This is a genomic window from Pseudomonas sp. S34, assembly GCF_009866745.1.
GTDB classification, from domain to species: Bacteria; Pseudomonadota; Gammaproteobacteria; order Pseudomonadales; family Pseudomonadaceae; genus Aquipseudomonas; species Aquipseudomonas jessenii.
The window spans coordinates 3,560,847-3,581,627 of sequence record NZ_CP019398.1 but is presented as its reverse complement, the minus strand read 5'-3'; the positions used below and the strand labels follow the sequence as shown (position 1 = coordinate 3,581,627).

The window sequence follows — 20,781 nt, the reverse complement described above, 5'->3', positions numbered from 1 at the left end:
AAGAACGGCAGGGTGCGATTCATGACGATGGACCTGACACGGCGTCAGTTGTTGCAACGGGCGAGCGTCATTGGCGCCTTTACCGCGCTCGGCTCAACGCCGGCAGTGGCCGAGCTGCTGCGCGCGCCACGCCTGATTCCCTGGCGCAATTGGTCGGGAGGCCAGAGTTGCCTGCCGGCTGCGCGGTTGGCGCCCAAGAACCTGGATGAGTTGACGCAAGTGGTGCGCCAGGCCCCCGGCAAGATTCGTCCGGTGGGCTCGGCGCATTCCTTCAGTGCGCTGGTGCCCACCGACGGCACCTTGCTGTCGCTGAGCTATTTCACGGGTTTGCTCGATCACGATCGGCAAACGCTGCAGGCCGAGTTCGCCGCCGGCACGCCGATGTCACGCATGGGCACGCCGCTCAAGGACATCGGCCAGGCCCTGCAAAACATGGCTGACATCGATTACCAGACCCTTGCCGGCGCGATCTCGACCTCGACCCACGGCACCGGCAAAGACTTTCAATCGTATTCGGCGCATGTCTGCGGCTTGCAGTTGGTGGCCGCCAACGGCGACGTGCTGGACTGCGATGCCAGCCGCCATCCTGAAGTGTTCAGTGCCGCGAGGGTGTCCCTGGGCGCGCTGGGCGTGGCCACCAGGGTACGCCTGCAAAACCGCCCGGCGTATCGATTGCGGGAGCGCCAATGGATCGCTAAAACCGAAGAGTTACTGGAAGACCTGGACAAGAACACCCGGGAAAACCAGCACTGGGAAATGCTCGTGGTGACCCATTCCGACTACGCCCTGTCGATCGCCCTGAACGAAACCGGCGACCCGGTTACACCACTGGTCCCGGCGGATGAGGAGGGCGGCAACGAGTTTGTCACGCTGATCGAGAAGATCGACAAATACGCCAGCGACTTCCCGGACCTGCGTCGCACGACGCTCAATAACTTGCGCCACCTGGCCAGTTTCGATGACCGGGTGGGTGACTCGTTCGACATCTATGCCAACGTGCGCACGGTACGTTTCAATGAAATGGAATACTCCGTGCCGGCCGAGTACGGCCCAGCCTGTTTGCGCGAGATCCTCAAACTGATCCAGGACAAGGACCTGCGCACCTGGTTTCCGATCGAGTACCGTTACGTCAAGGCCGACGACATTCCCCTGAGCATGTTCGAAGGTCGCGACAGCTGTTCGATCTCGGTCCACCAGCATTACCAGATGGATCATCACAACTTCTTCGCCGCCATCGAGCCGATTTTCTGGAAGTACAACGGCCGGCCGCACTGGGGCAAGTTGCACACGCTGAATGCGAAAAACCTGCAGCCGCTGTACCCGCGCTGGCAGGAATTCATCCAGGTGCGGCAGGCGCTCGACCCCAGCGGCAAATTTCTCAACGCGCACTTGTCATCCATTCTGGGGGTGAGCTGATGGCCGTCAATCGCCGCAATTTCTTGCTCGGCACCGCCGGTGTCGGCGCCTTGTTGGTGGGTGTCGGGGCGTGGCTGCGGCCGGGTGACCGAGGCGCGCCGTACAGCGATTACTTCCTTGCGCTGAACCGCGAACTCAAGGACCACGGCCCGATGCGACCGGTGATGCTGATCGACCTTGATCGGCTGGATCACAACATCGATGTGGTGATGCAATCGGTCAAGCGCGCCGGCAAGCACCTGCGCCTGGTGGAAAAATCACTGCCGGCACCGGGGCTTCTGGCCTACATCGCCCAGCGCGCCGGTACGCAACGGCTGATGTCGTTTCACCAACCGTTTCTCAATCATGACGCGGTGCAGTTTGCCGAGGCCGATATTCTGCTGGGCAAGCCGCTGCCGGTGCGTTCGGCCGAGTTGTTCTATCAGTCGCACAAGGGTTCTTTCGACCCTTCGAAGCAATTGCAATGGTTGCTCGATACGCCGCAACGCTTGCAGCAATACCTCGCCCTGACTCAAGGGCTGGGCACGCGAATACGGGTGAACATCGAACTGGATGTCGGGCTGCATCGCGGTGGCGTCAGTGACCTTGGCGTACTCGGGCAGATGCTGGCGCTGATCAGCCAGCACCCGCAGCACCTGGAATTCGCCGGGTACATGGGCTACGACCCGTTCGTGGGCATGGGCGTGCCGGGGATCCTGGGCTCGCCCGAGGAGCTGTTCGCCAAGGTGATGGTGGTTTACAACCGCTGCGTCGATTTCACCCGTCAGCAATACCCCGGTTTGTGGCGCGAAGGGCTGACCCTCAATACGGCCGGCAGCCCGAGCTATCGCATGCATGAACACGAACAGCTCAGCAGCGAAGTGTCGGTGGGGACGGGGCTGCTCAAGCCCACTCATTATGATTTGCCGTCACTGGCGGAGCATGTGCCGGCCGCTTTTATCGCCACGCCGGTGCTGAAAAGCACCGGGGCTGTAAACATCCCGGCGCTGGATGGCAAGTCCAGGCTGTTTTCCTGGTGGGACACCAATCAGCGCGAGACGTATTTCATCTATGGCGGTAACTGGATGGCGGAGTTCGAATCGCCAGCGGGGTTGCAGAGCAATGGCGTGTATGGCCGCAGCTCGAACCAGGAAATGGTCAATGGTTCGGCCGCGGTGGGGCTGACGGTTGAGGACCAGGTGTTCTTGCGGCCTGCCCAGACGGAGTCGGTGTTGTTGCAGTTCGGGGATTTGCTGGCGGTTCGGGGTGGGCGGATTGTGGATAGCTGGCCGGTGTATTCCTGATGTTTTTTGGGTGATTGTCCCGACGCCTTCGCGAGCAAGCCCGCTCCCACATTTGGAATGCATTCCCCTGTGGGAGCGGGCTTGCTCCGGGCGGCGTTCCGACGAAGGCGTCAGTTCAGTCAGAACGCATAGGGAATACTGACCTTGGTCCAAAGCATTTCCCCTTCAGGCCGGTTTTCCACGTCGAACTCCTTGGCCCAGCGAATCTCCGCGCTGGCGTATTCGAGAAAGGTCCAGTGCAGCGCCGGACCAATGGCAAACACCTGGCCGCGCACCCCGTCGTTCACGTCCTGGCCATTGAACTGCACGGTGTGGCCGAACTGTTTGTCGTCGGTAGTTTGCTTGAGATAGTAGCCGTTCAATCCGAGCATCAGGTCGTCGGTGATCTTGAAACTGGCGGAATAATCGAAGTGGAAAATCTGCCCCGACTTGTAGTCGGTGTCCTTGTTTTTCTCGTTGAAACTGTAGGTGGTCTTCATCGACACCTCGGTTCTGTCCGTCGGCAGCCAGGTGAAGGAGAACAACGGTTTGTAGGTGTAGAAGTTGTTGCTGGTGTTGGCCAGGCGGTCAACGCTGTACTCGCCGGTCGGCACGGTGATTTCGATGGCGGCGCCGAGGGTCAGGTTCGGGCCCATGTCCCAGAGAATGATCGGCGCAAACGTTGTGTCACCCATGCCTTCACGGGTGTCCTGCGGCAGTCCGAACACCGAGACTTCCTGCTTGAGCCAGGGCTGCGCGATGTAGCCGGCCAGCCGGCCGCCAAACACGCGCACCGGGCTGAGGTAATCCAGGCGCGGAATGACCGCCGTGGACTCGATCTCGACGTTCGGCACCTTGCCGCCGAGCGAGCTGATATTGAGCTTCGTGGCTTTGTAGTGGTTGTAGTAGAGGTTGAACGCAACCATGTTGTCCGGAAGGCTGTCGGGCGAAAGCGGCAACACGAAAAAGCCGTCGGTGCCGGTGCCGATGTTGTCCACGCCAGTCTCGGTGGCCAGTGCCGGTTGCAGGGCGCAGACGCCGGCCAGGCCAATGACCATCAGGGGGAGTGTCGTGCGGGTCGGGATCATGGGTGTACTCATTATTATTGTTGTCGGGCTGTCCGGCATCCATACGAGGGCCGCAACATAGAAATAAGCTGTCTGTGCCCTGCAAGGCAGGGTATTGGCGGCCATTTAGGGGGACTTCTGCGGACAGTCTTTGAGCCCTGTGCTAACTTCCTTCGACATAACCGGTTACAAAAATAAGAATGCAGCTCGACCCGGAATGTATAGCCCCATGCAAATGAAAGTGATCGATCCCACCTTTGAACTGGCGCTGGTGTCGCCGTTTCTCCTGCAGACCCTGGCCGAAGTCGCCGAGCAAAAAGGCATCCACCCCGAGAGCCTGTGCCGAGGGTTGGGCTTTACCTTTGAAGACCTGCAGGACCCGGCGCAGCGTATTTCCCATCGCCAGGCCGTGGCCATGATTCAACGCGCGCTCAAGGCCTTGCCCAATCAGGGGCTGGGCCTGTGGGTCGGCGCGCAGAATGTGCTCGGCACGCTGGGGTTGTTGGGGCATGTGTTGTCGCTGTGCAAGACCCTGCGCGATGCCTTCGAACTGGGCATTCGCCATCAACACACCTCAGGCGGCATTGTCGTGTCGAGTGTGGAGGAGGCGGGGGATCGGGTGTTTGTCGACGTTGAATGCCGCTTGCCGTTCGCCGACGTGCAGTTGTTCGCGGTCGAGGAGTTTTTCGCCAGCCTGCTGGTGTACGGCCGGGCGCTGGTCGGGGCGGATTTCAAGCCGACGGCCGTGGAGTTCGTGCATGCCGCGCCGGACTATCTCGGCGAATATTCGCGCCTGCTGGGGCCGGACGTGCGTTTCGGTTGCCTGCAAAACCGCATGGTGATCGATGCGCATTGGCTGGACGTTCAGTTGCCCAATCACCATTCCCTGGCCCTGCGCCAGGCCGTGAAATTGCTCGAACTGGAAGCCGCGCAGGTGCACCAGAAAATGGATCTGATCCAGGCGGTGGAACGGGCGATTGCCCGGGACCTGACCGAGGGCAGCCACATCGAGAAAATCGCCGGCGACCTGAACATGAGCAGCCGCACCTTGCGCCGCCGTCTCACCGAACATGCGCTGACGTTCGAAACGCTGCTGGAACAAGTGCGCCAGGCCCGCACCATGAGCCTGCTGGCCAACCCGGACATGTCCATCGAACGCATCACCGAGGAAGTCGGCTACAGCGACGTGCGCAGCTTTCGCCGGGCTTTCAGGCGCTGGACCGGCAAGAGCCCGAGTGCGTTCCGCAACGAAAGCCCCGGCGTGGTTTGATCTTCTGTGGCGAGGGGGCTTGCCCCCGTTGGGTTGCGAAGCAGCCCCAAAACCTGGCGACTCGGTATGACTGAAAATATAGGGGAGCGCTACGCGCTCCAACGGGGGCAAGCCCCCTCGCCACACAAGCCCCCTTTGCCACAGGTTCCTGGCCTCTGACGGCACACAAACCCTCGTACTCCGGTTAAACTCCATGCTCTTTTTCGAGGAGTTCATATGAGTCATTACCAGCCGGGCATTCTCGCCACCCCCGTTCCGCCTCAAGCTCGCCATATGTTCTTCGCCCTCGAATCCGTTGCTGCTCTACCGACCGCGCTCGATAACCTGCAAGGCCTGGTGGACGGCAAATCGGTGGTGGTCGGCTTCGGTGAATCCCTGGTCAAGGCGCTGGACGGGCAGATCGAAGGCCTGCGCACTTTCCCGGCACTGACTGGCGTCGGCGTCGACAATCCGTCGACCCAACACGCGCTCTGGTGCTGGCTGCACGGTGAAGACCGTGGCGAATTGCTCAACCGCAGCAACGCCATCTCGGCGGCACTGGCCCCGGCGTTGCGCCTGGTGCAGATGAACGAAACCTTCCGCCACATGACCGGCCATGACCTGACCGGCTACGAAGATGGCACCGAGAACCCCCACGACGCAGCCGCCGTGACCGCCGCCCTGGTGGGTGAGGGCGCGGACGGCACGGTGGGTGGCAGCTTCGCCGCGATCCAGCAGTGGCAGCATGACTTGAAAGGTTTCCATGGGCTGTCGGCGGATGAAAAAGACAACATCATGGGTCGCCGCTTGAGCGATAACGAAGAGATCGACGACGCGCCGGTTTCCGCCCACGTCAAACGCACCGCCCAGGAAAGCTTTGCGCCTGAAGCCTTCGTGGTGCGCCGCTCGATGCCGTGGATCGAAGGTGACCGTGCCGGCCTGATGTTCCTGGCCTTCGGTTTTTCCCTTGACGCCTTCGAAGCCCAACTGCGCCGCATGAGTGGCCTGGAAGACGGCATCACCGACGGTCTGTACCGCATCAGCCGTCCGCTCACCGGTGGCTACTACTGGTGCCCGCCGCTCAAGGACGGTCGACTGGACCTGCGCGCATTGCGCGTCGGCTGAGCCGCAAGGAGTGCCTATGAACCTGGTGCGCTGGGGCATGATCGGCTGTGGCAGTGTCGCTGAACGCAAAAGCGGGCCGGCCTTTTACAAGGCACCCGGATCGGCGTTGGTCGCGGTGATGGGCCGGCGCCTGGAAGCCGTCACCGACTACGCCACGCGCCACGGCATCGCTCGGGTCTACACCGATGCGCAGGCGCTGATCAACGATCCCGAGGTCGACGCGGTGTACATCGCCACGCCGCCCGACAGCCATCACGCCTATGCTTTGCAGGTGGCCGCGGCCGGCAAGCATTGCTGCGTGGAAAAACCGATGGCGCTGAATGCCGGGCAAAGCCGTGAAATGCAGCAGGTGTTTGCCGATGCCGGGTTGCACCTGTTCGTGTCCTATTACCGACGTTCGCTGCCACGCTTCCGGCAAGTGCGGCAATGGCTGGAAGAGGGGCGGATCGGCGAGGTCCGGCACCTGAGCTGGACCCTCACCAAAGCCCCGTCGGCAGCGGACCGGAGCGGCACCGATAACTGGCGCACCGACCCGGCAATTGCCGGTGGAGGTTACTTCGCCGATCTTGCCAGCCATGGCCTGGACCTGTTTCAGTACCTTCTCGGCGATATCGTCGAAGTCGCCGGATTCACTGCGCGGCAGGCTGGTTTGTACGCGGCCGAAGATGCCGTCAGCGCCACTTGGCGGTTTGCCAGCGGGGCACTGGGCATGGGCTGCTGGAACTTCGTTGCAGACCGTCGCGAAGACCGGGTCGAAGTGATTGGCAGCGAAGGCCGGATCACTTTTTCAGTGTTCGATGAACACCCGGTCGAGCTGCACGCCGACGAGCTGCACGCTGGCGAGCACCTCAGCCTGAACATCGAGCATCACGCACACATTCAGTGGCACCACGTATTGGGCATGAATGCGCATATTCGTGGCGAGACGCAGCACCCCGCCGTGGCCGAGCAGGCGCTGAAGACCGATTGGGTGATGGACCAGATTCTCAAGCGTGATCACACATAACCCCCTGTGGGAGCGGGCTTGCTCGCGAATGCGGTTCAACATTCAACATCTGAGTTGACTGACACTCCGCCTTCGCGAGCAAGCCCGCTCCCACATTTGTTCTTGCTTCGCACTTCTAACCTTATGCGCATTCGGTATTTCTCAACCCTGTCATAACTTATCTAAGATCACGTCATAACTCGTTATAACAAGTGATCTGCCATGACCGATAACGTTCTATCCCTGAGCAGCGTCCCGTTGCACACCCAGCTGCGAGATGTGCTGCGCGCCCGCATCCTCGACGGCGAATACCCGCAAGACAGCCAGATGCCTTCAGAAAGCGAGCTTGGCGCGTTGTTCAAGGTCAGCCGCATCACCGTGCGCCAGGCCTTGGGCGATCTGCAAAAGGAAGGGCTGATCTTCAAGATCCACGGCAAGGGCACTTTCGTCGCCAAGCCGAAAACCTTCCAGAACGTCAGCACCCTGCAAGGCTTGGCCGAGTCCATGACCGATCGCGGCTATGAGGTGATCAACCGCCTGCGCAGCTTCAAGTTCATTGCCGCCGACAAGCTGGTGGCCGAGCGTTTGCAGGTCGCCGAAGGGGAGGTCGTGGCGCAGATCAAACGTGTGCGCCTGATCAATCGCGAGCCGGTTTCCCTGGAAATCACTTACCTGCCCAAGGCCATTGGCGAGCGCCTGGAAAAAGCCGACCTGGTCACCCGCGACATTTTCCTGATCCTGGAAAACGACTGCGGCTTGACCCTGGGGCACGCCGACCTGGCCATCGATGCGGTACTGGCCGATAGCGACCTGACCCACGCGCTGAACGTTGAACCCGGCTCGCCGATCATGCACATCGAACGCCTGACCCACGATGTCGACGGTCGGCCGCTGGACTTCGAACACCTTTACTACCGTGGCGATGCCTTCCAGTACCGCCTGCGGATCGACCGGGAAAAAGGGGAGCAGGCATGACCCGAAGCACATTGGAGCAGGAATACGACATCGTCGTGATCGGCGGCGGCACCGCCGGCCCCATGGCGGCGATCAAGGCCAAGGAACGCAACCGCGACCTGCGGGTGTTGTTGATCGACAAGGCCAACGTCAAGCGCAGCGGCGCGATCAGCATGGGCATGGACGGCCTGAACAACGCGATCATTCCCGGCCACTCGACACCGGAGCAGTACACCAAGGAAATCACCATCGCCAACGACGGCATCGTCAACCAGACCGCGGTGTACGCCTATGCCACCCACAGTTTCGAAACGATCGAACAACTGGACCGCTGGGGCGTGAAATTCGAAAAGGACGAAACCGGCGACTACGCGGTGAAAAAGGTCCACCACATGGGCGCTTATGTGTTGCCGATGCCGGAAGGGCACGACATCAAGAAAGTCCTCTATCGGCAGTTGAAGCGCGCGCGGGTGAGTATCACCAATCGCCTGGTCTGCACCCGATTGCTGACGGATGAAGAGGGCACGGTCAACGGCGTGATGGGCTTCGACTGCCGTACGGCGGACTTCCACGTGATCAAGGCCAAGGCCGTGATCCTCGCTTGCGGTGCCGCCGGACGCCTGGGGTTGCCGTCTTCGGGCTACCTGATGGGCACCTACGAAAACCCGACCAATGCCGGCGACGGCTACTCGATGGCCTACCATGCCGGGGCCGAACTGGCGAACCTGGAATGCTTCCAGATCAACCCGCTGATCAAGGATTACAACGGCCCGGCCTGCGCCTACGTCACCGGCCCCTTGGGCGGCTACACCGCCAACAACAAGGGCGAACGCTTCATCGAGTGCGACTACTGGAGCGGGCAGATGATGTGGGAGTTCCATCAGGAACTGGAAAGCGGCAATGGCCCGGTGTTCCTCAAGCTCGATCATCTGGCCGAGGAAACCATCCAGAACATCGAAGAGATCCTGCACAGCAACGAGCGTCCGAGTCGTGGCCAGTTCCACGCCAATCGCGGCACCGACTACCGCACGCAGATGGTCGAGATGCACATCTCGGAAATCGGTTTTTGCAGCGGGCATTCGGCGTCGGGGGTGTGGGTCAACGAGAAGGCCGAGACCTCGGTCAAGGGTTTGTACTCGGCTGGAGACATGGCTGCGGTGCCGCACAACTACATGCTCGGTGCGTTTACCTATGGGTGGTTCGCTGGCCAGAACGCGGCGGATTTTGTCGCCGGGCGCGAGTTTTCAGCGCTGGATGCCCGGCAGATCGAAACCGAAAAACAACGGGTCTACGCACCGCTGGAGCGTGAGCACGGCCTGCCGCCAGCCCAGGTCGAATACAAGCTGCGGCGCTTGGTCAACGACTACCTACAACCGCCGAAAGTGACCAGGAAGATGCAGATCGGCCTGCAGCGCTTCAGCGACATCCAGCGCGATCTCGACCAGATCAAGGCGCACAACGCCCACGAGCTGATGCGCGCCATGGAAGTCAGCATGATCCGCGACTGCGCCGAAATGGCCGCCCGCGCTTCATTGTTCCGCGCCGAAAGCCGCTGGGGGCTTTACCACCATCGCGTCGATCACCCGCAACGCAACGACCGCGACTGGTTCTGCCATTGCCACCTGAAGAAAGACGAAAACGGTTTGATGAGCAGTTTCAAGAAAGCCGTCGAGCCTTACATCATCCCGCTCGATGCCGACGAGATGCAGGCCTACGACCGGCTGCGGGTCGGCGCGGATGCCGCCTGAGCATCACCCCAAGAGAGACCGTGAAATGGCCTATCAAGCCCAGGAAATTTTCTTCCGTTCCAACGCCCCCGTCACCGTCGACGAGGACAAATGCATCGCCCACAAAGGCTGCACCGTGTGCGTAGACGTCTGCCCGATGGACCTGCTGGCGATCAACCCGGCCACGCAAAAGGCCTACATGGCGTTCGACGAATGCTGGTACTGCATGCCCTGTGAAAAGGACTGCCCGACGGGTGCGGTGAAAGTCGAAATCCCGTACCTGCTGCGCTGAAACACTGTCCCTGTGGGAGCGAGCTTGCTCGCGAAGAGGCCGGCGCAGCTGGCATCTTCATTGACTGAAAGGACGCATTCGCGAGCAAGCCCGCTCCCACAGTGGATCGAGGCCAGTCGCAAGTCCTGCATACACCATAAAAACCTGTGGGAACGAGCTTGCTCGCGATGAGGCCCGCTCGAACAACCCAAAACGCCATCCGGCACCACCGGACGCCTGATTCAAGACACCCCTCGTTTCCCACCGCGCCCTGATCGTGGCGGAGACGAACATCCTATAAATGATTCGAGGGGAAACACTCATGATGTTGCGTGCAGCTTTGGCCGGTCTGGTACTGGCTTCATTCACCCTGTCGGCCTCGGCCGAAACCATCCGCATTGCCATCGGTACCCAGGACACCACCATCAACTGCGCCGCCGGCGGATTGTTGATTCGCGAACTCGGGCTACTGGACAAATACCTGCCCCACGATGGCCCCTACAAGGACGCCCAATACGAGGTGCAGTGGAAAAACTTCACCAGCGGCGCACCCCTGACCAACGAAATGGTGGCCGGCAAACTCGACTTCGGCGCCATGGCCGACTTCCCCGGCGCGTTCAACGGCGTAGCGTTCGAAACGGCGGGCAAGCACAGCCTGTTTATCAGCGTGCTGTCGGGCAGCATCAAGGGCAGTGGCAACGGCATCGTGGTACCGAGCGCATCGGGTGTGCAGTCGCTGGCAGAGCTGAAGGGCAAGACCATTTCCGTGCCGTTCGCTTCCACTGCCCATGGCATGCTGTTGCGCGCCGTCGCGGCCCAGGGCTGGGACCCGCTCAAGGACGTGAACATCATTGCCCAGCCGCCGGAAGTCGCCGGCTCCGCGTTGCAGGCCGGCAAGATCGATGCTCACGCTGACTTCGTGCCCTTCGCCGAACTGTTCCCCAGCCGTGGTTTCGCCCGCAAGATTTATGACGGCGCCCAGGCCAACGCGCCGACCTTCCACGGTGCGCTGGTCGATCAGGCCTATGCGAAAAAGTACCCGGAAATCGTCGTCGCTTACCTGCGGGCGAGTATCGAAGCCAACCAGCTGCTAGCGGCTGAGCCGGAGAAATACAGCGAGTTGATCGCCAAGGTCACCGGGGTCGATGCCGAGGTCAATTATCTGTTCCATGGCCCACTCGGTGTGCAGACCCGCGACCTGAGCTGGAAGCCGGAATACCGTCAGGCCGTTGGCACCGCCATCGATACCCTCAAGTTGTTGAAGAAGGCCGATCGCGGTCTGGATCTCAACACCTTCATTGACGACCAATACATCCGCGCCGCCTTCAAGGCCTCGAACCTGGACTACAGCGCGCAACTGGCCAGTTACGGGCAGGCGCCGCTCAAGGCCGTCGATGCCACCAGCGGCCAAGCCATCACCGACTTCAGCCACGTGGCGGAAATCTGGGTGCGCGGCGAGCCGAAAGTCCGCCAGTACGCCTCGGCGCAAGCGGCGTTTGCCGCGCTGGCCAGCCTCAAGCAGGAAGGCAGGAGCATCCGCGCGGTGTACGCCCAGGCCCGCGACAGCGGGATCAAGTTGCTGGCGGATCAGGCGTGGTTTGCCACCGACGGGAAAGGGCAGCTGAGCGCGTTCCTGCTCAAAGGTCAGGCCCAACAGTTCGCCACGGCGCAGGGCGGCAAGGTCCTCGACTTCACTGATGCCACTGCCCAGGCCGTGGCTGTTCGCTAATCCCAAGTACCCCTCGGGCAAATGTGGGAGCGGGCTTGCTCGCGAATGCGGATCAACATTCAACATCTGAGTTGACTGAAACACCGCTTTCGCGAGCAAGCCCGCTCCCACAGAGATCTTGGTTGTGAGGAGGAATTGTGTACCTATCATCTATACGCTGGATCCCCAGAGCCGCATCCTTGCTGCTCTGCCTGCTGTTCTGGCAACTCGCCGCCAGCTACCACTGGAACCTCGGCCTGGTGACCTTCGCCAACGTCCCGACACCCGTGGCGGTCATTGAAGCCGCCCTCGGCCTCGGCGACTCGGGCAAGCTCGCCCAGCACCTGGGCAGCAGCCTCGGCCGGGTGTTCGCCGGTTACCTCGCGGCGCTGATCATTGGTGTGGCCCTGGGCCTGGCCATCGGTCGCTCGAAATGGGCCGAAGATCTCTTGCTGCCGCCCCTGGAGGTGCTGCGCCCGATCCCGGCAGTGGCGTGGATTCCCCTGGCGATCCTGATGTTTCCCTCGTCGGAACTGTCGATGGTGTTCATCACCTTCACCGGCGCATTGTTCCCGATCCTGCTCAACACCGTGCACGGCGTCGAAGGCGTCGATCCACGGCTGATCGCCTCGGCGAAAAGCCTCGGGGCAGGGCGCCGGGCAATCCTGCTGGAGGTCGTTCTTCCGGGTGCTGCGCCCAGCATCATCACCGGTCTGGCCATCGGCATGGGCACCTCGTGGTTCTGCCTGGTGACGGCGGAAATGATCTCCGGCCAATTCGGCATCGGTTATTACACCTGGGAGTCCTACACCATCCAGAACTACGCCGACATCGTCGTCGGCATGCTGCTGATCGGCGTGCTCGGGATGGGCAGCAGCCTGTTGATCAAGCGTCTGGGCGGGCTGTTCACGCCTTGGCATCGACCACGAGGAAAAGCCTGATGAGCGTTTTTCAACACCTGGAAGGGCGTATCGACATCCGGGGGCTGTCGATCAGCCTGGGCGAGGGGGGCGCGGCTTTCGAAGCGGTACAGGGCCTCGACTGCCGGATCGAGCCAGGGCAGTTCGTGTGCATTCTCGGGCCGTCCGGTTGCGGCAAGTCCACCTTGCTCGGCGCCCTGGCCGGCCACCTGCAACCGCGCACGGGCATGCTGAATGTCGATGGCGCAGCGGTGTCGGGCCCATCGCCCCAGCGCGGCATGGTGTTCCAGCAGCACACACTGTTTCCTTGGCGCACGGTGCGTGACAACGTCGCCTTCGGCCTGAAAATGCGTGGCGTCGGCAAGGCCGAACGGCACAAGGCGGCGGATGAAATCCTCGCCCTGGTGGGCCTCGAAGGTTTTGCCGGGCGCTGGCCCGACCAGCTCTCCGGTGGCATGCAGCAACGGGTGGAAATCGCCCGGGTGCTGGTCAACCGTCCGCGCCTGTTGTTGATGGACGAACCCTTTGGCGCCCTCGATGCCCTGACCCGGTTGAACATGCAGGAACTGCTGCTGGATATCTGGACGCGCATCCGCACCACCGTGGTGTTTGTCACCCATGACATCGACGAAGCGCTGTTCCTCGCTGATCGCCTGTTGGTCATGAGCTCGCGCCCCGGGCGAATCATCGAAGACCTGCGCCTGGACTTCCCCAGGCCGCGCAGCACGGAACTGATGACCCGCCCTGAATTCTCGCACCTCAAGCGCCATTGCCTCGAACTCCTGCGCCACGAAGACGGTCGGCAACTGCCGCGCCTGAACCCGCTCGGACTTCCCCCTGAAAACAAACTGCCGCGATTTGCCCTATGACCTCACTATTCGATGTAACCGATAACGACGACATTCTTGCCCTGCAACCGCGCCTGACCGATGACGACCCCGGCGTACGCCGGATCGCGCTGATCGAACTGGCCGATCTCGAGGAGCCGGATGGCCTGCAGTGGTTGATCAATCGGCTGGCCGAAGACCCGATTGCAGACGTTCGCGCCGAAGCCGCGCGGTTGCTGGAAGCCTGGGAGGACGAGCCCGTAGTCGAGGCGTTGTGCCAGGCGCTGACGGATCCATCCCCGGCGGTGCAGGCGGCCGCAGCGCAGAGCCTTAGCCTGCTCAAGAGTGAAGCGGCGGGCCGGGTCATTCTGCCGTGGACCGGGCACGCCGACAGCGGTGTACGCATTGCCACATTCAGGGCGTTGCGCGAGTTGCGTTGCCCCGATGCCGCCGATGCGGCTGCCCGGGCACTGGACGATGAAAGCGCCAGTGTGCGCCGCGAGGCGGTGGGCGTGCTCGGCTGGCTCAAGCAACTCGATGCCTTGCCGACCCTGGCGCGGTTGGCCAGCGCTGACCCGGACACTGAAGTTCGGCGTGCCGCCACCGGGGCGTTGGGCCTGGCGTCTGACGCGCAGGTGCTGCCGGCCCTGCGCCAGGCCTTGCGCGACGCTGCCTGGCAAGTCCGCGAAGAAGCCGCCACCACCCTGGGCAAGGTCGGCCACCTCGACGCCGGCCCGGCCCTGATCGACGCCTTGGGCGACGATTACTGGCAAGTGCGTCTGCGCGCCACCCGCAGCCTCGGTCGCTTACGTTATGGACCGGCGATCGATGCGTTGATCGACACCCTCGGCCACCGCATCAGCAACCTGCGCAAGGAAGCCGCGTTGGCCCTGGGCGAATTGAACGACCCACGGGCCATCGCGGCATTGCAGGCCGCGCAGGACGACGGCGACCCGGAAGTGCGCAAGGCCGTGCGCATTGCCTTGAGTCAACTGCAATGAATCCGCTGGCGGTGGGTAATTCTCGAAGCAAACAGCAGTTGCGACTGAACTGGCCGGATGGTCGCGAACAGGTGTTGGACCATGCCGAATTGCGTCGCCAGTGCCCGTGTTCGCAGTGTCGGGCGTTTCGGTTGCGGGGGCTGACGCCGATGGTTGATGGGCGGGTTCGGGTTATTGAATTGCACTCGCAGGGGTATGGACTGCAACTGGTGTTCAGCGATGGGCATGAGCGGGGGATTTATCCGTGGGCGTATCTGGCGCAACTCACCTCTTGAGTCACTGAAATCCAATGTGGGAGCGAGCTTGCTCGCGATGCGGCCCGGTCAGTCGACACACATGTTGAATGAAAGACCATCGCGAGCAAGCTCGCTCCCACAGGTCACTGGTCCTGTCACCAGATGATTGACGGTCCTTGCCAGGCAAAAGCCAAAAGAGTACAAATGTACTCCATGACGACTCTGACTCCCCGCCGTACCGCCATCCTGACCTTTATCCGCGATCGCATCGCCGAGCACGGTCAGCCTCCGAGCCTCGCTGAAATCAGCGAGGCGTTCGGTTTTGCCTCCCGCAGCGTGGCGCGCAAGCATGTGCTGGCGCTGACCGAAGCCGGGTTTATCGAGGTCAACCCGCATCAGGCCCGGGGCATTCGCCTGCTCGGGCAGCCGCCGCGTCCCGAGTTGCTGGACATCCCGGTACTCGGCCGGGTGGCGGCCGGTGCGCCGATCGGGGCCGATGCTGAGGTCCATAGCCGCTTGCTGCTCGATCCGTCGATCTTCTCGCGGGTGCCGGACTACATGCTGCGGGTCCGGGGTGACTCGATGATCGAGGACGGCATTCTCGATGGCGATCTGGTGGGCGTGCACCGCAACCCCGAGGCGCTCAATGGCCAGATCGTCGTGGCGCGACTCGACGGCGAAGTCACCATCAAGCGCTTCGAGCGGGTCGGCGATGTGGTTCGCCTGCTGCCACGCAACCCGGCCTACAGGCCGATCATTGTCGAAGCCGACCGGGACCTGGCCATCGAAGGCGTGTTCTGTGGCCTGGTGAGGCAAGGCTGATGGGTGCCGTCGTTGCGCTGGATACGCTGTTCAATGGCGGCCAGGTCTGGAAGGGCCGGCCTGCGCCACCGGCCGCCAGCCCGCAACCCACCGGGCATGCCGCGCTGGACGCCGCATTGCCCAGCGGAGGCTGGCCGGAGGCGGCGCTGACGGAAATCCTCTTGGCCGGGCAGGGCGTGGGCGAGTTGCAACTGGTGTGGCCGACGCTGGCACGGCTGTCGGCGGCGGGCGAGCACATCGTGCTGGTGGCGCCGCCTTATGTGCCGTATCCCCAGGCGTGGCAGGGTGCCGGGGTCGATCTGCGTCAGTTGTCGATCATCCAGGCCAGCGAGCGCGATGCGCTGTGGGCCGCGGAACAATGCCTGCGTTCGGGCAGTTGCGGTGCTGTGCTGTGCTGGCCGCACAAGGCCGATGACCGTGCCTTGCGCCGCTTGCAGGTGGCGGCGGAAACCGGCCAGACCCTGGCCTTCGCCTATCGTCCCCTCAATGAAGCGATCAACCCTTCGCCGGCAGCCTTGCGCATCGCCATCGATACCCGACCGGCACAACTGCGTGTGCTCAAGTGCCGCGGCGGCCTGGCCCGTTCGGCGCCGATTGCCTTCGCCGTGGGGCATTGAGGTTGCCATGCGCTGGGTCTGCATTGTTTTCCCGCAATTGGCGCTGGACGCAGTACTGCGTCAGCGCGCCGATCCCGAGGAACCCCTGGCGTTGCTGACCGGCCCGGCCCAGCGCCGGGTGCTGCAGGCGGTTAACGACGCGGCGCGGGCGCTGGGCTTGCGTCCCGGTCAGTCCATGAGTGCGGCACAGGCCTTGAGCAAAGGCTTTGCCACGGCTGAATACGACGCCGCCGACATCGAACACTGGCAGCAGTTTCTCGCCGCCTGGGCCTATCGCTTCAGCTCCCAGGTCAGCGTGCATTACCCCCGGGCCGTGGTATTCGAGATCGAATCCAGCCTCGGTTTGTTCGGCGCCTGGCCGCAATTCGAAGCGCTTTTGCGCCGTGAGCTCGGTGAGCTGGGGTTTCGGCACCGCATCGTGGCCGCGCCCAACCCGGTGGCGGCGCGGGTGCTGGCCAACGCCTATGACGGTCTGGTGGTGCCGGACGATCAAGCCTTGCAGCATCACCTGGGGCAAATGCCTGTCGACCGGATCGGCCTCGAAGCCTCGGTCGCCACGGCCTTGTCGCGCATGGGCTTGCGCACCTTGAGCCAGGTGCAGGCGCTGCCCCGGCATAGCCTGGCCCGGCGTTTCGAGGCTCAGGTGCTCAAGCATCTGGATGCCCTGTCGGGTTTACGGCGGCTGGCGCTGGCGTTTTACCTGCCGCCGGACCGCTTCGATGTGCGTATCGAGCTCAATTTCGATGTGCAGTCCCATCAAGCCTTGCTGTTTCCGTTGCGCCGGCTGACTGGCGACCTGTCGGCGTTCCTCTGTGGTCGCGACAGCGGCGTACAGCGTTTCGACCTGCATCTGGAACATGCCGGGTTGCCGGATACGCTCATCAAGGTCGGCCTGCTCAGCGCCGAGCGCGATCCGGCGATGCTCTTCGAACTGGCCCGGGGGCGGCTGGAGCAAGTCCAGGTCGAGGCGCCGGTGCGCGGCTTTCGCTTGCGCGCCGAGGATTTGCCGACCTTCGTGCCCCAACATCAGGAACTGTTCGACGATCGCCCGCAGCAGTCCTTGCCCTGGGAGCAACTGCGCGAACGCCTGCGTGCACGGCTGGGGGATGACGCGGTGCATGGCCTGCGCTTCCAGGCCGATCACCGCCCCGAGTGTGCATGGCAGGCCAGTGCCGACAGCCAGCCTTGCGTGGTGCCGGCCGCGGTGAAACGGCCGGGCTGGCTGCTGACTGAACCGCTGGCCGTGCATCAGGGCTCGGCGCGGATCCTCATGGGGCCGGAACGCATCGAGTCCGGTTGGTGGGACGGTGACGACGTACGCCGTGACTATTACCTGATCGAAACCCGTGCAGGCCAACAGGGCTGGGCCTACCGGGCGGTCGGTGAGGACGGCCCGCTGTGGTTGCAGGGCTGGTTCGCATGAGCATCGACTATGCCGAACTGCACTGCCTGTCGAACTTCAGCTTCCAGCGCGGTGCCTCCAGTGCCCTCGAGCTGTTCCAGCGCGCGAAAAAACAGGGTTATCAAGCCCTGGCGATCACCGACGAATGTACCCTGGCGGGCATCGTGCGCGCCTGGCAAGCGGCGAAGTCCGTGGAGTTGCCGCTGATCATCGGCAGTGAAATACGCATCGAGAACGGTCCGAAACTGGTGCTGCTGGTGGAGAGCCTCGAGGGCTATCAGGCGCTGTGCCGATTGATCACCCGCGCCCGGCGGCGCACGCAGAAAGGCCAGTATCAGGTGCTGCGCGAAGACTTCAGCGAACCGTTGCCGGGCCTGTTGGCGTTGTGGGTGCCGGACGCTGTCGATGCCTTTGAACAGGGGCGCTGGCTCAAACAGGTCTTCGCCGAGCGCGTGTGGCTGGCGGTGCAGTTGCACCGCGGTCAGGACGATGCCCGGTGCCTGAACGATCTGCTGAGCCTGGCCAGGGAGTTGCGTATTGCGGCCGTGGCCAGTGGCGATGTGCACATGCATGCTCGCGGCCGGCGCGCCTTGCAGGACACCATGACCGCGATCCGTCATCACCTGCCGGTGGCCGATGCCGGGCTGCGCCTGCATCCCAACGGCGAACGCCATCTGCGCAGCCTGGACGTGCTGGGGGAACTTTATCCGCCCGGCTTGCTGGCAGAAACGCTGAACATCGCCCGGCGCTGTACCTTTGATCTTGGCCAGTTGCGTTATCAATATCCTCGCGAACTGGTGCCAGAAGGGCACAGCGCAGAGTCCTGGCTGCGGGCGTTGACCGAGCGCGGCATGCGCGAGCGATGGCCCGACGGTGCAAGCGAAAAGGTTCGCGGGCTGATCGACAAGGAGCTCGGGCTGATCGCCGAGCTGGGTTATGAAAGCTATTTCCTGACCGTTCAGGACATCGTCGCCTTCGCCCGGCGCGAGAAGATTCTCTGCCAGGGCCGAGGCTCTGCGGCCAACTCGGCGGTGTGTTTCGCCTTGGGCATCACCGAGATCGACCCCGAGCGAATGAACATGCTGTTTGAGCGCTTTCTCTCCAGGGAGCGCAACGAGCCACCGGATATCGATGTGGACTTCGAGCACGAACGCCGCGAAGAAGTCTTGCAGTACGTGTTCCAGCGCTATGGTCGGACCCGCGCGGCACTGACAGCCGTGGTCAGCACTTACCATGCGGCCGGTGCGGTACGCGATGTGGCCAAGGCGCTGGGTTTGCCGCCAGACCAGATCAATGCCCTGGCCGATTGCTGTGGTCACTGGAGTGATGAAACGCCGCCCGTGGAGCGCCTGCGTGAAGGCGGTTTCGACCCTGAAAGCCCGGTGTTGCGCCGGGTGTTGAGCTTGACACAGCAACTGATCGGCTTCCCCCGGCACCTGTCCCAGCACCCCGGCGGCTTCGTCATTTCCGAGCAGCCGCTGGATCACCTCGTGCCGGTGGAAAACGCCGCGATGGCCGAGCGCACCATCATCCAGTGGGACAAGGACGATCTCGATGCGGTCGGGTTGCTCAAGGTGGATATCCTGGCCCTGGGCATGCTCAGCGCGATTCGTCGCTGTTTCGACTTGCTGCGCCGTCATCGCAACCGGGACTTGAGCCTGGCAACGGTGCCCTCCGAGGATTCACAGACCTACGACATGATCGGTCGTGCAGACACCATCGGCGTGTTCCAGATCGAGTCCCGGGCGCAAATGTCGATGCTGCCCAGGCTCAAGCCCCGCAAGTTCTATGACCTGGTGATCGAGGTGGCCATCGTTCGCCCCGGACCTATCCAGGGCGGCATGGTGCATCCCTATCTGCGGCGACGAAACAAGGAAGAGCTCGAAAGCTACCCCTCCGAAGAGTTGCGGGAGGTGTTGAAACGCACCCTTGGCGTTCCTCTGTTTCAGGAACAGGTGATGCAGATCGCCATCGTCGCCGCCGACTACAGCCCCGGCGAGGCCGACCAGCTACGCCGCTCCATGGCTGCCTGGAAACGCCACGGCGGGCTCGAACCGCACAAGGATCGACTGGCCGCCGGCATGAAGAAAAAAGGCTACACGCCGGAGTTTGCCGCGCAGATCTTCGAACAGATCAAGGGCTTTGGCAGCTACGGTTTTCCCGAGTCCCACGCGGCCAGTTTTGCCTTGCTGACTTACGCCAGTTGCTGGTTGAAATGCCACGAGCCGGCGGCCTTCGCTTGTGCGCTGATCAACAGTTGGCCGATGGGGTTCTACAGCCCGGACCAGATTCTGCAGGACGTCCGGCGCCATCATTTGCAGGTTCGCCCGGTGGACGTGCGCGCCAGCGACTGGGATTGCAGCCTGGAACCGATCAGCGGTGCGCAACCGGCGATTCGCTTGGGGCTACGCATGATCAAGGGCTTTCGCGAGGACGATGCCCGACGCATCGAGGTGGCACGCTCCAAAGGGGCGTTTGCCGACATTGCCGACCTCGGCGAACGGGCGCGACTCGATGCCCGCGCCCAGGAGCAACTGGCCGATGCGGGCGCGTTGCGTGGTCTGGCCGGCGACCGGCATCGGGCACGTTGGGAAGTGGCCGGGGTACAAAAGCAGCTGGGCCTGTTTGTCGGCCTGCCGAGCCGGGAGGAGGACGCGGTGTCGTTGCCAAAACCCACCGTGGGCGAAGACCTGCAAGCCGATTACGCCAGTGTCGGCACCACCCTCGGGCCGCATCCGTTGGCCCTGTTACGCGGTGAGTTGAAGGCGCGGCGCTGCCGTAGTTCGAAGGAGTTGCTGGACGTCGAGCACGGTCGGCCAGTCAGCGTTGCCGGGCTGGTCACCGGCCGACAACGCCCGGCCACCGCCAGCGGCGTGACGTTCGTCACCCTTGAGGACGAGTTCGGCAACGTCAACGTGGTGGTGTGGCGCGACCTGGCCGAGCGTCAGCGTCAGGTGCTGGTTGGCTCGCAGTTGCTCAAGGTCGATGGGCGCTGGGAGAAAGAGGGCGAGGTCCGGCATCTGATAGCCGGACGCTTGAGTGACCTGAGCCCGTTGCTGGATGGCATTACTGTGCGCAGCCGGGATTTTCATTGATCTGCTGCGGGAGCTTTTGTGGCGAGGGGGCTTGCCCCCGTTCGGCAGCGAAGCCGTCGTAAAACCGTTGAATGCGGCGTGCCTGAAATTATTGCGG

Annotated in this window: 18 protein-coding genes; 17 read left to right on the top strand and 1 reads right to left on the bottom strand. The window is 62.8% G+C overall.

Annotated features, from left to right (window positions below):
* The first annotated feature begins 27 nt into the window (after positions 1-27).
* Both PspS34_RS15940 and PspS34_RS15935 read left to right on the top strand, forming a co-directional pair.
* Positions 28-1,416, top strand: coding sequence for a D-arabinono-1,4-lactone oxidase (locus PspS34_RS15940; RefSeq protein WP_174245548.1), 1,389 nt, complete (start codon positions 28-30; stop codon positions 1,414-1,416).
* A 74-nt stretch (positions 1,417-1,490) separates the two neighbouring features.
* Positions 1,491-2,699, top strand: a complete 1,209-nt coding sequence (locus PspS34_RS15935; protein WP_174245547.1) for a DSD1 family PLP-dependent enzyme — start codon at positions 1,491-1,493, stop codon at positions 2,697-2,699.
* A 119-nt stretch (positions 2,700-2,818) separates the two neighbouring features.
* Here PspS34_RS15935 and PspS34_RS15930 read toward each other — a convergent pair whose 3' ends face one another.
* A complete protein-coding gene (locus PspS34_RS15930) occupies positions 2,819-3,766 on the bottom strand; it encodes a transporter (protein ID WP_159390142.1) in 948 nt (315 codons plus the stop codon).
* Positions 3,767-3,974: 208 nt separating this feature from the next.
* Between PspS34_RS15930 and PspS34_RS15925 the strand changes: the two genes are divergently transcribed.
* From PspS34_RS15925 to PspS34_RS15855, 15 genes are all read left to right on the top strand, one after another.
* Positions 3,975-5,015, top strand: a complete 1,041-nt coding sequence (locus PspS34_RS15925) for an AraC family transcriptional regulator (protein WP_154859763.1) — start codon at positions 3,975-3,977, stop codon at positions 5,013-5,015.
* Between the two features lie 216 nt (positions 5,016-5,231).
* Positions 5,232-6,119 (top strand): Dyp-type peroxidase, encoded by an 888-nt coding sequence (locus PspS34_RS15920; RefSeq protein ID WP_154859764.1) that lies wholly within the window; start codon positions 5,232-5,234, stop codon positions 6,117-6,119.
* 16 nt (positions 6,120-6,135) lie between these two features.
* Positions 6,136-7,125 (top strand): Gfo/Idh/MocA family oxidoreductase, encoded by a 990-nt coding sequence (locus tag PspS34_RS15915; protein WP_154859765.1) that lies wholly within the window; start codon positions 6,136-6,138, stop codon positions 7,123-7,125.
* A 201-nt stretch (positions 7,126-7,326) separates the two neighbouring features.
* On the top strand, positions 7,327-8,079 hold the full coding sequence (locus PspS34_RS15910; RefSeq protein WP_154859766.1) for a GntR family transcriptional regulator: 753 nt from the start codon (positions 7,327-7,329) through the stop codon (positions 8,077-8,079).
* Positions 8,076-9,806, top strand: coding sequence for a fumarate reductase/succinate dehydrogenase flavoprotein subunit (locus PspS34_RS15905; RefSeq protein WP_159390141.1), 1,731 nt, complete (start codon positions 8,076-8,078; stop codon positions 9,804-9,806). Before PspS34_RS15910 ends, PspS34_RS15905 begins: the two co-directional genes overlap by 4 nt.
* A gap of 25 nt (positions 9,807-9,831) precedes the next feature.
* Positions 9,832-10,077, top strand: a complete 246-nt coding sequence (locus tag PspS34_RS15900) for a ferredoxin family protein (protein WP_008050632.1) — start codon at positions 9,832-9,834, stop codon at positions 10,075-10,077.
* A gap of 301 nt (positions 10,078-10,378) precedes the next feature.
* The gene (locus tag PspS34_RS15895) at positions 10,379-11,785 is read left to right on the top strand and encodes an ABC transporter substrate-binding protein (protein ID WP_174245521.1); all 1,407 of its coding nucleotides are present in this window, start codon (positions 10,379-10,381) and stop codon (positions 11,783-11,785) included.
* 137 nt (positions 11,786-11,922) lie between these two features.
* Entirely contained in the window at positions 11,923-12,705 is a 783-nt protein-coding gene (locus PspS34_RS15890; RefSeq protein WP_159390140.1) for an ABC transporter permease, read from the top strand.
* Positions 12,705-13,553, top strand: coding sequence for an ABC transporter ATP-binding protein (locus PspS34_RS15885; protein ID WP_159390139.1), 849 nt, complete (start codon positions 12,705-12,707; stop codon positions 13,551-13,553). The genes PspS34_RS15890 and PspS34_RS15885 overlap by 1 nt, the downstream gene beginning before the upstream one ends.
* On the top strand, positions 13,550-14,512 hold the full coding sequence (locus PspS34_RS15880; protein WP_159390138.1) for a HEAT repeat domain-containing protein: 963 nt from the start codon (positions 13,550-13,552) through the stop codon (positions 14,510-14,512). The genes PspS34_RS15885 and PspS34_RS15880 overlap by 4 nt, the downstream gene beginning before the upstream one ends.
* Positions 14,509-14,787, top strand: a complete 279-nt coding sequence (locus tag PspS34_RS15875) for a DUF971 domain-containing protein (protein ID WP_154859770.1) — start codon at positions 14,509-14,511, stop codon at positions 14,785-14,787. The genes PspS34_RS15880 and PspS34_RS15875 overlap by 4 nt, the downstream gene beginning before the upstream one ends.
* A 165-nt stretch (positions 14,788-14,952) precedes the next feature.
* Entirely contained in the window at positions 14,953-15,570 is a 618-nt protein-coding gene (gene lexA, locus PspS34_RS15870; RefSeq protein WP_008016176.1) for a transcriptional repressor LexA, read from the top strand.
* Positions 15,570-16,187 carry a translesion DNA synthesis-associated protein ImuA gene (imuA, locus tag PspS34_RS15865; protein WP_154859771.1) on the top strand — a complete coding sequence of 206 codons (618 nt, stop codon included), beginning with the start codon at positions 15,570-15,572 and terminating at the stop codon, positions 16,185-16,187. The genes lexA and imuA overlap by 1 nt, the downstream gene beginning before the upstream one ends.
* Positions 16,188-16,194: 7 nt before the next feature.
* Entirely contained in the window at positions 16,195-17,610 is a 1,416-nt protein-coding gene (locus PspS34_RS15860; protein ID WP_154859772.1) for a DNA polymerase Y family protein, read from the top strand.
* On the top strand, positions 17,586-20,684 hold the full coding sequence (locus PspS34_RS15855; protein ID WP_202982158.1) for an error-prone DNA polymerase: 3,099 nt from the start codon (positions 17,586-17,588) through the stop codon (positions 20,682-20,684). Before PspS34_RS15860 ends, PspS34_RS15855 begins: the two co-directional genes overlap by 25 nt.
* Positions 20,685-20,781: the final 97 nt, after the last annotated feature.

Bases quoted from the DNA above. Each gene is read 5' to 3' on its own strand.
- PspS34_RS15940 (WP_174245548.1), top strand. From the start codon at position 28: ATGGACCTGACACGGCGTCAGTTGTTGCAACGGGCGAGCGTCATTGGC.
- PspS34_RS15930 (WP_159390142.1), bottom strand. From the start codon at position 3,766: ATGATCCCGACCCGCACGACACTCCCCCTGATGGTCATTGGCCTGGCC.
- PspS34_RS15925 (WP_154859763.1), top strand. From the start codon at position 3,975: ATGCAAATGAAAGTGATCGATCCCACCTTTGAACTGGCGCTGGTGTCG.
- PspS34_RS15920 (WP_154859764.1), top strand. From the start codon at position 5,232: ATGAGTCATTACCAGCCGGGCATTCTCGCCACCCCCGTTCCGCCTCAA.
- PspS34_RS15915 (WP_154859765.1), top strand. From the start codon at position 6,136: ATGAACCTGGTGCGCTGGGGCATGATCGGCTGTGGCAGTGTCGCTGAA.
- PspS34_RS15910 (WP_154859766.1), top strand. From the start codon at position 7,327: ATGACCGATAACGTTCTATCCCTGAGCAGCGTCCCGTTGCACACCCAG.
- PspS34_RS15905 (WP_159390141.1), top strand. From the start codon at position 8,076: ATGACCCGAAGCACATTGGAGCAGGAATACGACATCGTCGTGATCGGC.
- PspS34_RS15900 (WP_008050632.1), top strand. From the start codon at position 9,832: ATGGCCTATCAAGCCCAGGAAATTTTCTTCCGTTCCAACGCCCCCGTC.
- PspS34_RS15895 (WP_174245521.1), top strand. From the start codon at position 10,379: ATGATGTTGCGTGCAGCTTTGGCCGGTCTGGTACTGGCTTCATTCACC.
- PspS34_RS15885 (WP_159390139.1), top strand. From the start codon at position 12,705: ATGAGCGTTTTTCAACACCTGGAAGGGCGTATCGACATCCGGGGGCTG.
- PspS34_RS15880 (WP_159390138.1), top strand. From the start codon at position 13,550: ATGACCTCACTATTCGATGTAACCGATAACGACGACATTCTTGCCCTG.
- PspS34_RS15875 (WP_154859770.1), top strand. From the start codon at position 14,509: ATGAATCCGCTGGCGGTGGGTAATTCTCGAAGCAAACAGCAGTTGCGA.
- lexA (WP_008016176.1), top strand. From the start codon at position 14,953: ATGTACTCCATGACGACTCTGACTCCCCGCCGTACCGCCATCCTGACC.
- imuA (WP_154859771.1), top strand. From the start codon at position 15,570: ATGGGTGCCGTCGTTGCGCTGGATACGCTGTTCAATGGCGGCCAGGTC.
- PspS34_RS15860 (WP_154859772.1), top strand. From the start codon at position 16,195: ATGCGCTGGGTCTGCATTGTTTTCCCGCAATTGGCGCTGGACGCAGTA.